At 43.7% G+C, this 13,595-nt stretch carries 9 protein-coding genes; 5 read left to right on the top strand and 4 right to left on the bottom strand.

The window, feature by feature from the left end; translation table 11 throughout:
* The first annotated feature begins 185 nt into the window (after positions 1-185).
* Positions 186-2,903, top strand: coding sequence for a DUF6797 domain-containing protein (locus tag NK987_RS07265; protein WP_259263290.1), 2,718 nt, complete (start codon positions 186-188; stop codon positions 2,901-2,903).
* Here NK987_RS07265 and NK987_RS07270 read toward each other — a convergent pair.
* The 3 genes from NK987_RS07270 to NK987_RS07280 form a co-directional block, all read right to left on the bottom strand.
* Positions 2,900-4,468: an L-serine ammonia-lyase, iron-sulfur-dependent, subunit alpha gene (locus NK987_RS07270; RefSeq protein ID WP_258424615.1), complete on the bottom strand. Its 1,569-nt coding sequence runs from the start codon at positions 4,466-4,468 to the stop codon at positions 2,900-2,902. The genes NK987_RS07265 and NK987_RS07270 overlap by 4 nt on opposite strands.
* Positions 4,469-4,654: 186 nt before the next feature.
* Positions 4,655-5,974, bottom strand: a complete 1,320-nt coding sequence (locus NK987_RS07275; protein ID WP_259263291.1) for a prolyl oligopeptidase family serine peptidase — start codon at positions 5,972-5,974, stop codon at positions 4,655-4,657.
* Positions 5,975-6,117: 143 nt separating this feature from the next.
* On the bottom strand, positions 6,118-7,578 hold the full coding sequence (locus NK987_RS07280; RefSeq protein ID WP_258424617.1) for a CotH kinase family protein: 1,461 nt from the start codon (positions 7,576-7,578) through the stop codon (positions 6,118-6,120).
* 172 nt (positions 7,579-7,750) lie between these two features.
* Here NK987_RS07280 and NK987_RS07285 point away from each other — a divergent pair, with 172 nt between their 5' ends.
* On the top strand, positions 7,751-8,578 hold the full coding sequence (locus NK987_RS07285; protein WP_258424618.1) for a helix-turn-helix domain-containing protein: 828 nt from the start codon (positions 7,751-7,753) through the stop codon (positions 8,576-8,578).
* A gap of 104 nt (positions 8,579-8,682) precedes the next feature.
* The gene (locus NK987_RS07290; RefSeq protein WP_259263292.1) at positions 8,683-10,800 is read left to right on the top strand and encodes a glycoside hydrolase family 127 protein; all 2,118 of its coding nucleotides are present in this window, start codon (positions 8,683-8,685) and stop codon (positions 10,798-10,800) included.
* A 23-nt stretch (positions 10,801-10,823) separates the two neighbouring features.
* Here the strand turns inward: NK987_RS07290 and NK987_RS07295 are convergent, their stop codons facing one another.
* Positions 10,824-11,432: an alpha-ketoglutarate-dependent dioxygenase AlkB family protein gene (locus tag NK987_RS07295; RefSeq protein ID WP_259263428.1), complete on the bottom strand. Its 609-nt coding sequence runs from the start codon at positions 11,430-11,432 to the stop codon at positions 10,824-10,826.
* Between the two features lie 164 nt (positions 11,433-11,596).
* Here NK987_RS07295 and NK987_RS07300 point away from each other — a divergent pair, with 164 nt between their 5' ends.
* The gene (locus tag NK987_RS07300) at positions 11,597-11,962 is read left to right on the top strand and encodes a BlaI/MecI/CopY family transcriptional regulator (RefSeq protein WP_259263293.1); all 366 of its coding nucleotides are present in this window, start codon (positions 11,597-11,599) and stop codon (positions 11,960-11,962) included.
* Entirely contained in the window at positions 11,962-13,581 is a 1,620-nt protein-coding gene (locus NK987_RS07305; protein ID WP_259263294.1) for a M56 family metallopeptidase, read from the top strand. Before NK987_RS07300 ends, NK987_RS07305 begins: the two co-directional genes overlap by 1 nt.
* Positions 13,582-13,595: the final 14 nt, after the last annotated feature.

The following is a 13,595-nucleotide window of genomic DNA, read 5'->3' on the forward strand; positions in this document are numbered from 1 at the left end:
AAAAAGCCAGTCTCTAAGGACTGGCTTTTTTTTTATCTGATTCTTTACCTAGGGATATATGACTTTTTGATAAGCACTTTGGCTTAAAACCCCTGAAATGATTCTTAACAGATTCGCCTGTCAACTTTTTTTAGTAATTGCTAATCAATATATTAGGGATTATCCAAAAGCCACTTCTCTGCAAAATGAATAAACCCATTTCCTTTTTCCAAGCATTGCTGCTGTTTCTCTTTCTTTTTGGATGCAATCCAAATCCCAAAAACCAAGAAATCGAATCACCGACAGGATTTATCCTCAAGGAATCAGACCTCCCCGAATATGAAAGAGACATAGACCATAAAGGCCTCCTCACTGCATTGGGCGACAGGCATGATGAATCCATCAGGACCGGAGAACATATTTACAACAACATCTGCTTCAATTGCCATGGAAATCAGGAACAGGTGGGATCGATTCCTACCGCATTCAAATTTTGGGAAGATACCTTCAAAGTGGGGAAAGATCCCTATTCGATCTATCAGACCCTTACCCGAGGATATGGGTCCATGCCTCCACAGGTCAACCTTACTCCAGTAGAGAAGTATGATATCATCAATTACCTGCGGGAAACATACCTACAAAAAGACAGTTCAGAGCGGTATTTTGAAATCGATTCAACCTATTTGGCAGGCTTGCCCAAGGGAACAACCACCGGGCCTGCCCCAAAGGAATTCAAACCTTGGGCTGAAATGGACTATGGCAACTTTCTGATCAATACCTATGAATTAGTTGGCCTGAATGCCCCTGAAAGGGAAAGGTCCTCCGGTCCTTCGCCGCTTCCTGACGAAAACCTGATCAATGCCAATTATGCCTACAAAGGAATTGCCGTCAGACTCGATTCCGGAGAAGGTGGAGTGGCTGCAGGAAATGCATGGATGATGTTTGACCATGACCTGATGAGGGTGGCAGGGGCTTGGACTGGAGAAGGTTTCATAGATTGGCAGGCTATCCTATTTAATGGAAGTCACAATATTTCCCCAAGGACTACGGGAGATTTACATTTTGAAAATCCCGTGGCACCTGCTTGGGCAAATCCAAATACCGGAAAATTTGATGATCCTAGGTTTACAGCGAGAGACAAAAGGAAGTTTGGACCATTGCCTAAAGAATGGTCGCATTACAAAGGACTGTACCAATACCGAGATAGGGTTATCATTTCCTACACGGTAGGGAATGCCAAAGTATTGGAAACATTCGGTTTGGAAACTTTGGATGGGAAATCTGTTTTTACCAGAACTTTAAACATTTCTCCTTCTGAAAAACCTCTGAAAATGAGAATTGCGCCAAGCGGTACATCGGTTGCCGCCTTGGGAGAAGGTGTGGTTTTAAAAGAAGAGAAGGGATTTACAGTGATGGAAATTCCATCCTCCCGATCCTATAAAATCAAATTATTGGTAGGAAAACCCGGAATGAATGGCCTTCAGCAGTATGCCAAAACTTCCAATCCTCCTGAAGATCTGTATCTGCTGATCAAAGGGGGACCGGCGAGGTATCCACAAAAATTGACAACTTTAATCCAACAGGGAAGCCAGGAAGGTCCTTTTCAGGTGGACATCATGAATCCACCTTTTGACAGTCCATGGAAGAATCAATTCAGGTTGAGCGGTCTTGACTTTTTGAAAGACCCCAACAAAGGTGTGATTTGTTCTACCGATGGAGATGTTTGGCTGGTGGAAGGATTTACCAAAAATTCCGAAAAACTCACCTGGCAGCGAATCGCCTCAGGTTTGTTTCAGCCTTTGGGAATAAAAGTGATCGATGAGGAAATTTTTGTCACTTGCAGGGATCAGATTGTCAGACTGCATGATTTCAACGGAGACGGGGAAACCGACTTTTATGAAAGTTTCAACAATGACCATCAGGTCACGGACCATTTCCATGAATTTGCGATGGGGCTGCAGGCAGATGAAGAAGGGAATCTCTATTATGCAAAAAGTGCCCGTCATGCCAGGGAGGCCTTGGTACCCCAACATGGAACTTTGATCAAAGTGAGTAAAGATGGTCTGAACACCGAAATCATTGCTACCGGATTCAGGGCTGCAAACGGCGTATGCCTCAACCCTGACGGCACTTTCATTGTGACTGACCAGGAAGGGCATTGGAATCCTATGAACAGAATCAATTGGGTGAAAAAAGGAGGGTTTTATGGAAATATGTTTGGCTATAATCCACCTGCTGACAGCACTGAAGCAGGCATGGAACAACCTTTGGTATGGGTGGACAGAGAAAGAGACCAATCACCCTCCGAACTTTTGTGGGTGGACAGCAAAAAGTGGGGACCTCTCAATGGGAAGTTGCTTAACTTTTCCTATGGCTATGGAAAAATCTTTGTCGTTCCTTTTGAAAAAATCGGGGAGCAAGTTCAGGGAGGTATCTATGAACTGCCGATACCGAGGTTTTCTACGGGAGTAATGCGTGGGCGATTCAATCCGGGCGATGAGCAACTTTACCTCTGTGGCTTGTCGGCATGGGGTTCCACCCAACCACAGTTGGGAGGGCTTTACCGAATCCGAAGAGTAGATAAGCCAATGGTAATTCCTGTGGGAATCAAAGCTACTACCAAAGGGATTGAGTTAAGCTTTACAGATGAATTGGATGCACGAAGTGTCGCCGATACAGCCCACTTCACAGTGAAAACCTGGGATCTGTTGCGATCAAGAAAATATGGGTCTAAACACTACAATGAACAAACATTGTTAGTCACCAAAGCAGTATTGGGTAAAGACAAAAAATCAATCCAATTGACCATTCCAGATATCAAACGCACTTGGGGAATGGAAATCCAATACCGGATCAAGGATGAAGATGGCAAAGACTTAAAAGGATTGATTCAGAATACGATCCATCAATTGGGAGGAAATTAACAATTCTTGTAAAAATACTTCTGCGTCAATCTCGCCTCGATTTCCTTGGCCGTCTTGGTGATAGACAATCCTCCGAGATTGGTACATCTCAGGGTATTGGGGATACTTTTTCCCACTTCATACATGGTCTCAATGACTTCATCCAAAGGAATGAGATGGTCATAATCTGCCAAGGCCATATTGGCACAGGAAAGCGCATTGGAGGCTGCCATCACATTTCTGTTGAGGCATGGAGCTTCTACCCTGTTCCCAATCGGGTCACAAATCATTCCCAAAGAACTCTGCAAAGCCATCGAAGCTGCAGAAATACTTTGGTTTAAATTGCCTCCGGCCAAATGGACAATCGCTGCTGCAGCCATTGTGGCACCCGAACCACACTCGGCCTGACAGCCTCCCACTTCTGCTGCAAAGGTGGAATGCGCCGCTATAAACACCCCGATTAAACCTGCAATCATTAAAGCTTGGACGGTTTCCTCATCAGAAAGCCCCAAAGAATCTGCAACCCCAAGAACTGCACCCGGCATCGCACCGCAGGAACCTGCGGTCGGGGCGGCGACGATCACGCCCATGGAACTTTTGACTTCCATGATCGCTGACACATACATGATGATCCGGTTCAGAACATCCCCGCTGATCAGTTTTCTGTCCTCCATCATGGATTTGAATTTCACAGATTGAGGACCCAAAATTCGGTCTTCGAATTGAGTTCCTTTCAAACCTGTTTCCACCGCATTTTTGAGGATAATGCGGATTTGTTCCATTTTGGCAAGCACTTCTGCTGAGGTAATATTGCCACGGATACTTTCATATCTGACTGCCAATTCCCAGAGACTCAAATTCTTGTCTTGGTTGTATGCCATCATTTCATCGCAGGTAATGAATGGTACGGTTTGGTTTTTTCCTGTAAGGACAGGAAGCACAGGCTTGATCTGTTTCACTTGGGAAACTCCTTCCATTGCCTTTATTTCCTCAATTAGGGTTTCATTCAAGAATGCAGATGATTTGATTGCTAAAAAATCCCCTTCGTCTGTTTGGATTTCAAGCTCTTCGAAGATACTGGATTGTTGTAAGTAGGTTTTCAGCTTTTGCTTATCGGTCGCGTAAATCAAGGTCAAAAAACAATCACCGGCCAAAGAAACCTTTGTCCCATCAATTTCGATCACTTCTATCATCCCTCCGCCTGTTGAAATGGCAATTACCTGATGGGTCTCCCAAGGATTGCTCAGGGTGATCTTGTAGGTATTGGGATGCTCGGCCTGTATGTCCTTGATCTCGATATTCACTTTGATCCCTGCTGCACCAAGGTGTATTTCGGAATGAACCAAGCGCTCGTCATAGGCTTCCCAACCCAAGAATCCACCAAACAAACCCATATCAGAACCTTGTTCTTTGTGTGTGGTCGCCAAGGAACCGTTTGGATCAAAATCAATCTGGATTTCAGAAATCCTGCCGTCCATCAAGTCATGGCAGATCCTTCCTATTCTCAAAGAAGCAGCACAATGAGAACTCGAAGGTCCCCTCATAACTGGTCCGATGACGTCATTAAAAATGCTTGGGTAGTTCATGGGATATTTCTTTCACGTTAATTTAATGAATTTAGGGAGTATTCATTAAATCGGTCAATATAATTTTGTCCCCGTATGTGTTGACTGCCAACAGTTTGTTACTCAAATTTCCAAATGAATCCTTCCAATCGAAGTTTATTACCCATTTCATCCAGTCACCATGAATGGTAATAACTTATCCAACCCTTACTTTTTCTTCTGCGCGGCCAGCCATTCCATGATGGTGACCGGTCGTCCGTTGAGTATGACTGGAGATCCGTCCAGATCCGTTCTGGCGGTATTGGCATGGGAATAAATCCAAGACCAATGTCCGTTGTAGCGGTAATTTTCTCCTCCATAAAATCCCGTGATGTCGGTGACATGGTCATAATAGGACAAAATCACATTTTTTGCACCGGCCTGTTTTAGTCTTTTGTATAGCGGAACGACTGTTTCCTCCGGTTTGGTGGTCCCATCATCTTTGGAATGGATAAACCACATCGGCACGTTTTTGATTTTTTGGACCTGAGCATCAGAGATAAATTCATTGGAATAAGCCAAAGCACTGATGTAAGCTGCGGCAAAATAATCAGGGTGCTCCAATATCAGTTTGAGAGACATATAGCCTCCATTGGAACAACCGCCTACATAGATCCTCTTTGGGTCGATACCGGGGTTTTTGGAAACATAATCCTGGATCAAAGCAAATACTGCTTCATTGTAAATGTCGTTGTCTTTTCCACGGGTCATTCCTTCCGCTGCCTGCATCCAAAATGTGGGCGCTTGGGGTACCAATACATATGCTCCACCAAAGAGGACCTGAATTTCAGGAGAAGCGTAATTGGCAGCTTTGTTACCAAGCAATGCAATGGTAGGGTCATTTCCTCCTTCACCCCCTCCATGCAGCCAAATGAGCAACGGGGCTTTTGCTGAGGGATTTTTAGGGGCAAAAGAAGCATAAGACAGGTTCAGTCCATTCTCATATTGGAATGTTTTGGTCAAATCAAATTGGTCCACCATGGGCATGACTTTTCCTGTCGGTCTATTCCAGACATGCCCGGTTTTGGTATGGACAATGGTCATTTTGTAATCCACCCAATAATTGGAGCCGCGATTGTTGATTCTCGTATATTGAAAAGCCGAGCCTATTGGCATGACAGGACTAACCGCCAAAACCAAGGTGATGTACCCGCCTTCGCTCAGCCTGTTTCCATTTTCATCAGAAACATAGGCATATACTACATCCCTGTTTCCTGACGCGCTTTCATCCGGAATCTGCGCTCCTTCCAGACTCCGAGTTGCAAATACCTGATAGTTAGCAGCACTGGTTTCCTTGACGGTTTCATCCAAACTGAGAATGACTTTGTTGATGGCAGGACCCCAATCAAAGCCTTCGACCACCCATCTGTATTCACCGGGCGAAGTTGAGGCATTGATCTGTTTTTCATTGGCATGGGCAAGGGCTGTATTACTGGAAAAATGGACAAGTAAAGCGGCAAACAGGAGGAATAGAAAATATTTTTTCATAGCAGGTAAAATGGGTTTGGTTTGATCTGTAAAAGTTAAATCAAAGCAATGAGCTTGGACAGTGGATTTACAGGAATGGGAGGTTTGTGGATTTGATAAAAAAAAACCGGCAAGTTTCAAAAACCTGCCGGGTACAATTTTATTTAGAATGTTCCAATCTTCGTATCCATCCAATTGGCTCTTTGACTGAGAAAGTTTTGGAGGTCAAGGATGGATTGGTCGTAAGTTCGGTCCGCATTCACCTCCCATTTGGAATAATTTCTAACCACGGCTTTATTGTCTTGAAGGTATTTAGACGTGTCGGACACCAGTTTTTGGAGGTTTCCATTGCTTAGGGTGCTGCTTCTCAGACTTGTCCACCGGGATTTTACAGCTTCGCGGAATATTGGGTCTTCCATCAGCCTGTTCCACCAAAAAGGCATCATCCAAGCGTCTTGGTTGACATAGTTGTTGTAATTGATGACCCAATCGTCCATCGGAATCCTTCCTCCTTCGTCAAAACCAATATTGAAATCCCAAACCGGCCCCATAGCCAATTTTCCATCCCGGTCTTTGACCAAAAATGTACTGATGCGGTAGGCATCGACATTGCGGCCAAGTTCATTGATAAGGAAGTAGTCCACAAAACTTCCGATATCGATATAGTTGGCATATGTCCTTTCGCCTGCCCCAAAATCATCCTGGAGTAAGGCGGTTTCAAAATCGTCAAGATAGCCGGCGATATAAGACTTTTGGGCATCGGTGATGTCTTCCGCTTTTGGATACTCATACATGAAGTAGGTTTCCAAATAAAGGTTCGGGTGGTACGGTGAACCGAATGCCGGGAAAGTAATGGGATTTCTTAAGATATCATACGTACTGCGAAAGCTGTTTTGGGCAGTATATCGCGCATCATCATCCCAATTGTTGAGAAAATAGGAAAGCGGTTTTCCATCGTGTTCAGGGCCTGCATCAGCCTTGTCTATTTTGAGAATATAGCCTCCTGTGAGGTTGGTGGAGGAAGTATTGAGGGATTTGATGTCTATTCTTTTGCTGTCCCTTTTTACTTTTTCACAAAGGTAATATACGCCCATATACTCCCCATTCACCTCGATTTCGACAAATTTTCCCCTGCTTGCATATTTTCCAATCTGATTGGACAGTTCATAAGCAATGTGGTTGAACATCAGGCTTCTGTCCCAAATATACCTTTCGGGAATATTGACTACATGGCCGATAAGCCTCCAATCTTCCTCTTCCGGAAGACCAAGGATTGAGACATCCTCTCCTTCTCCGGCATCGTCTACAGTTTCAAAGTTGAATGCCTTTTTGTCTGAGAGGCGAAAGGATGTCTTGCCTCGGTATTCGATATCAATGAGTTGGGTTTGGATCAGTTTTTTCTCTTGATAGATTTTCATTTGACCCTGCACCCCCGGTTCATAGGGAATCGAAGCACCGCGGGTGTCGATCACCACATAGGGGATTTCGCTGTCTTGGGTGTCGATGGCAAATACCTGCCCATCATCTCCTTTTGGAATAAGAACTTCTAAAGGTTCCTTACAACCTGTCCATATAAACAAACTGACAATTCCAATCCAAAAAATGTTTCTTACTGTACCTTGCATATTTTTTTATTTTTGGTAAACAAAATTAGTTGAAATTTACGGATTGCCATAGACTTAAGTTTTATTCAAGGCTTTGCCTGCAACAATCCCTTTGGATGGCAGTTTGGATAATGACGCAAAGATGTCGCATGCTTGGCGTTTTGGAACAGGATTATAAACAAGATATTTGACCGTGAATCCAGAAGAAAAAATCAAATCCCTGAGGCTTGCCAAAGGACTTACGCAGCAGGAACTTTCAGACCAAAGCGGCATTTCCCTGCGGACCATCCAAAGAATAGAAAACGGGGAAGTCAAACCAAGCCTTTATTCTTTGAAGAAACTTTCCGAGGTACTGGAAGTGGATTTGGTTGGTTTTTTTAAGGATTCTGAAAAAGAAACCTTTGTTCCAAATTCTAAACATTCCAAAACCATGAACGGCTTATTTTCCTCTTTTACTCTGTACAGAATTCCCCTGTTAGGATCGCTTTCGCTTGTCGGATTGTCTATTTTGACATTCTTATTTTGGCCAAATAGTAGACCAAATGAAAGTCAAGAATCCCAAAATTATGCCTTTGAAGTAGCCACAGTGAATTGCGGTTCTGAGACCGAGTGCGATATTGAAGTCACCAAGAAAGATCACGGAGGAAATATCCTCTGGCAAAAAACCTACGGTGGCACAAGCTATGACAAAGCATCCCAAATCCTTCCTACCGAAGACGGCGGTTGCTTGGTATTGGGTTCCACAAGCTCATTCGGGGCCGGTAATTATGATGTTTTACTTTTGAATATTGATGGTTCAGGTCAGTTGGTTTGGCAAAAGACCTACGGAGGATTTTTCAATGAATACGGAGAAAAGCTGAAATCAACCTCCGACCACAATGGCTATGTAATTGAAGGAACCAAACAAACTTGTCCCGGGGCAAATGTATCTGCAGATTGCAGAGATTTTATCTGGACTTTTGAGATAAACAATCAGGGAGATGAAAATGGGATAAAGACTTTAGGTGATAAATTTGATTGATCAAATCCACCATAAATCCTGAGCCAAGGCAATCTTCAGCTCTATTTCTTTTTTTCAGGATGGAAATAATTAACTTGGAATACCCAAAATAATTCCTCCATCCTATGAAAAAACTAGCCTGTTTTTTAATTCTGAGTACCTTGTTGGTTGCATGTTCCCAAACTGACTCTTCTCAGGAATCTACCGTAAAATCCCATTATCTTGTCAACCGCGCACCATTGGAGCCCACCCCTTACCTTGAACTGCCCCTCGGAAGTATCAAGGCCGAAGGATGGCTGCAGGACCAACTTCAGCGCATGGCCAAAGGACTGACCGGACACCTGGACGAGGTTTACCCCGAGGTGGTAGGTGCGCGCAATGGATGGCTTGGCGGAGATGGAGATGGATGGGAACGGGGTCCCTATTGGATAGATGGTCTGTTGCCTTTGGCCTATATCCTCGATGATGAGCGCCTCAAGGAAAAAGCACAAACCTGGATTGAGTGGACGCTGAACAATCAGGCGGAATCCGGCTACCTTGGACCAATTCCTTTTGAGACCGAACCGGAAACCGAAAAAGGAATCCAAAAAGGGCCAAGGGAGGATTGGTGGCCGAAAATGGTCATGCTCAAAGTCCTGCAGCAATACTATCAGGCTACAGGCGATGAACGGGTAATTGCTGCTTTGACCAAATATTTCCAATACCAATTAAAAACCCTTCCCGAAAAACCGCTGGATTACCTTTCCCTTTGGGCAAACCGCAGGGCAGGGGATAACCTAATGGTCGTCTATTGGCTGTATAATATCACCGGAGATGCATTCCTGTTGGAATTGGGGGATTTGATTCAGGAACAGACTTTTCCTTGGCAGCAGATTTTTACCAATGCGGAAAATGCTGTCCAATATCAAGATGTCTGGCATTACAATAAAATCAAGCGCTTTCCTTTTGATCGGGAAGAAATCGGGAACCTGACCCTGTCAAAAGTCCCCGGACTGCATACTGTCAATGTCGCCCAAAGCCTCAAGCAGCCGATGGTTTATTTCCAAAAAAGCAAAGACTCCCAAGCCTTGCCTGCTGTCAAAAAAGCACTTCAAGACCTGCAGCAATATCACGGGCAGGCACAGGGAATGTATGGAGGCGATGAGCCCCTTCACGGAAATAATCCTGTTCAGGGAGTTGAGTTGTGCTCCATCGCCGAAGAAATGTTTTCTCTGGAAACCATTCTCAAGATAACCGGCGACATGGAATTCGCAGACCTGCTGGAAAAAATCACTTACAACGCCCTCCCGACACAGGTTTCGGATGATTACCAGACAAGGCAATATTTTCAGGCAGCTAATCAAGTGGAACTCACCGATCAGCTTGAAACTTCCTTTGAGAAAACCAATCACGAGGGGACGGATTTTGTGTTTGGGGTGCTCTCGGGTTATCCTTGCTGCACGACCAACATGCAACAGTCTTGGCCAAAATTTGTACAGAATCTATTCTATGCGACGCCGGATGGAGGAGTGGCTGCTTTGCTATATGCCCCGAGCAGCGTAGAAATGACCGTTGGCCACGGAGCCACGCTCAAAATCAAAGAAACCACCGGATTTCCTTTTCGTGAAACCACCCATTTCGAAATGGAGCTTTCGGAAGATGCGTTATTCCCTTTTCACCTCAGGATTCCGGATTGGTCCCAAAATCCCAAAATTGAAATCAACGGTACCGAGGAGAAATTTGAAGTTATCGGTCAAGTGGCTGTGCTGAAGCGGACCTGGAAGAGTGGTGACAAGGTTACTTTGACCCTGCCCATGGAATTGACGTACTCTACTTGGTATCGGGACTTGGTGTCTATTGAAAGAGGACCTTTGGTATTCAGTTTGAAAATCGAATCTGAAAATAAAATCAAAGACAGAAAAGACCGCTTCCGTGCTTTTTGGGAAGTTTTTCCGAAAAGTGATTGGAACTTTGCCCTTGAAGCCAACACCCTTTCGAATCTGAGCGGCAATATCGAAATCATCGAAAATGACTGGAACGGGGAATTTCCATGGAATCTGGAAAACGCGCCTATCGAGCTGAGATTAAAAGGTGTTCATGTGCCGGAATGGAGAACTGTCAACAGTGCGCCACAGCTCCCGGAAAACCTTCCCAAAAGCATGTCTTTGAATGAAGTAACCCAAAGGCAAAAGGAGATTACTCTTGTTCCTTATGGCTGTACGACGCTCAGGATCACAGAATTCCCGGTCGTCAAAGTGGAATGAACCGTGGAATATTGGGTTTTTGATTAGCCAACTATCGTTCTGAAGGTCAGGTTGACTCTTGGTCTTTTGACCAACTTGGTGGGAGGTAGCCGGTGGAGCCAATGCGTTTGGGTTTTACCTGCCATCACGAGCAGGCTTCCGTGTTCGAGAACCAATTCCACTTTCTCGGCGGTTTCTTTGTGTTTGAAGGCAAATTTCCGCTCGGCACCAAAACTTACCGAACCGATCGCGCCGTCTTTTTTGAGGTCTGTTTCCCCGTCGCTGTGCCAGGCCATACCTTCCTCTCCGGTATGGTAGAGATTGAGCAGGCAGGAATTGAAAGTCTCCCCGGTTTCTTTTTCGATGGCTTCTTTAAGCGTCAGCAGTTCCTTGGTCCATGGCAGGGCTGTCTTGGTAGCATTGGAGTAAGTGTACTCAAACTCCCGGTCTCCATACCAGGCTACTTTACGCTTGGTGATGATCTTTTTCCCAAAAATGTGTGCCTCGTCATTTTTCCATTCGATGGTATTCAGGAGAACCTCATAGTAAAAATCAGCTTCTTTGGGATTGAAAATTTTCCCGTAATAATTGACAATCCCATCTTTTGGGAGTAGGTTATTGGTTGGGTTGGTACTCGGTTCGAAGAGGTTCAGATTCATGGCAGCAAGTTGGGAATAAAAAATAATAATGATAAAACAACCCTTAAGGTTTTGGAATGAGGCTGGCTTTTTAATTCTTTTTCAAAAAAAAAACGATCTACACTTGTAGATTTAAAATTAATATCTACATTTGTAGATATCGATCTTAAATCTAGACAATGAAACTTTCCCCAACCGAAGAAGAACTCATGAACCATCTCTGGAGCCTTAAAAGGGCTTTCATGAAAGACCTTTTGGATGCCTATCCAGAACCAAAACCCGCATCGACGACAATCTCCACTTTGCTAAAACGGATGCAGGAAAAGGAATTTGTGGCCTACAAGACATTTGGAAATTCGCGGGAATATTATCCTTTGGTGACCAAAGAAAATTATTTCTCCAAGCACATCAATGCCTTGATAAAAAACTTCTTCAATGATTCACCGGCTCAGTTTGCCTCTTTTTTTACAAAAAAGACCCAACTCAGCGATGAGGAACTCATCGAAATCAAAGCCGATATTGACAACCTCCTAAATAAAAAATAATGGCACTTTACTTCATCAAATCCGCGGTCTGCCTACTTCTCCTTCTGTTGTTTCACCGTTTGGTGTTGCAGAAAGAGGCCATGTATCATTTCAACAGGTTTTACCTCCTGTTTTCAGTGGTGGTGTCATTCCTGATACCCTTGATTACCATTGAAGTTGCTGCCACACAGCCGCTGTTTGAACCTGAAGTGCCAACCGAATTTGTACCTGCCGTGGAAAGCTTGGAAATGCAGCCGGTCGTTTCCCAAGCCGAAAAAAGCTTAGATTGGAAGCTGGTCCTGATCCTTTTTTATGGGTTGATCACATTTGCATTGTTGGTCCGGTTTATAAGGAACATCAACATTTTATTTGAAAAAGTAAACCGGAATGTTTTGATCAAATACCGGGGGGAAAACCTCGTGATGCTCCATGAAGATTGCCCTCCCTTTTCTTTTTTGAAATATATTTTTGTCTCCCATTCAGATTTTGAAAGCGGAAAATTTACGGATGCGATACTGATTCATGAGTCCACCCACGTGCAGGAAAAGCACAGTTGGGATAACCTTTTGGTCGAATTTCTTTTGGTTTTCTTTTGGTTTCACCCAGGATTGTATTGGGTCAAGACCGCCATCAAATTGAACCATGAATTTATCGCTGACCAAGCTGCTTTGAAAATGATTCCTGTCGAAAAATATAAACTTGAGCTTTTATCTATGGTTTTGACGGGACAAAATTTTGGTTTGGCAAGTAGTTTGAATTTTTCACTCACCAAAAAAAGACTGGAAATGATGAAACATAACACCACAAGATCGATGAAATGGATCAAGATTATAGCCTTGCTACCTGTACTCGGGGCTTTGGTTTATTTCGTCAGCGAACGGGTCATTGCCCAGAAAGTTGAAGGAATGCCCAGGACGACGAACTATCTTGACCTAGGAGAGGATAAAAGAGATGATGTTGACATTCACTTAAATTATATAGAAAGCGATGTAGTATCAGTTGATAACAAGACCTACCCATTGGCCCGGACTAGTGAGATTCTCAAACAGGTTCCCAAAAAGGAAAATGGCCTTGTTGCGAGAGTATCAGTAAACCAAGGCATTTCTACCGGAGATGTTTTTGATTTACAGATGGCGCTTTTTGATAATGGTGTAACCCACGTTGAATTGGTTAAGTCTGAGAAAAAAACAGTTCCTTCCGACTCAATTCCATCAGGGAAAAAAGATTTGTATTACGAACACACCACCTTTTACATTCAGGATAAAAACGGCAACAAAACCCAGAAATTCTATTCCGATCTTTCTGAATCTGAAAAAGCCAGATTACCAGAACCACCCCCTGCACCAAAAAAAGCAAATCCAACTTCCGAGACTTTTGAAGGTTGGAAAGATTCCAAAAAGTTTGCCCTTTGGTTAGACGGAATCCACATTCCAAACTCTAAATTGGATGAAATGAATGCTTCACAAATTGTACATTTTTTTTCAAGTAAAATTTATAAAAATGCCCTTTCAGAAAGGTTTCCACAGGATTACCAAGTATATCTATATACGGATGAAGGGTTCGATAAGGCTTTTGGTCCTAATTCTGATTTACCCATAAAACCTTTGGGAGGGTACACAATTTTGTATACTTATGATTAGATTTCAAAGAAAGG

It is taken from the genome of Aquiflexum gelatinilyticum (genome assembly GCF_024813435.1).
Taxonomy (GTDB): Bacteria; Bacteroidota; Bacteroidia; order Cytophagales; family Cyclobacteriaceae; genus Cognataquiflexum; species Cognataquiflexum gelatinilyticum.

Bases quoted from the DNA above. Each gene is read 5' to 3' on its own strand.
- NK987_RS07265 (WP_259263290.1), top strand. From the start codon at position 186: ATGAATAAACCCATTTCCTTTTTCCAAGCATTGCTGCTGTTTCTCTTT.
- NK987_RS07270 (WP_258424615.1), bottom strand. From the start codon at position 4,468: ATGAACTACCCAAGCATTTTTAATGACGTCATCGGACCAGTTATGAGG.
- NK987_RS07275 (WP_259263291.1), bottom strand. From the start codon at position 5,974: ATGAAAAAATATTTTCTATTCCTCCTGTTTGCCGCTTTACTTGTCCAT.
- NK987_RS07280 (WP_258424617.1), bottom strand. From the start codon at position 7,578: ATGCAAGGTACAGTAAGAAACATTTTTTGGATTGGAATTGTCAGTTTG.
- NK987_RS07290 (WP_259263292.1), top strand. From the start codon at position 8,683: ATGAAAAAACTAGCCTGTTTTTTAATTCTGAGTACCTTGTTGGTTGCA.
- NK987_RS07300 (WP_259263293.1), top strand. From the start codon at position 11,597: ATGAAACTTTCCCCAACCGAAGAAGAACTCATGAACCATCTCTGGAGC.
- NK987_RS07305 (WP_259263294.1), top strand. From the start codon at position 11,962: ATGGCACTTTACTTCATCAAATCCGCGGTCTGCCTACTTCTCCTTCTG.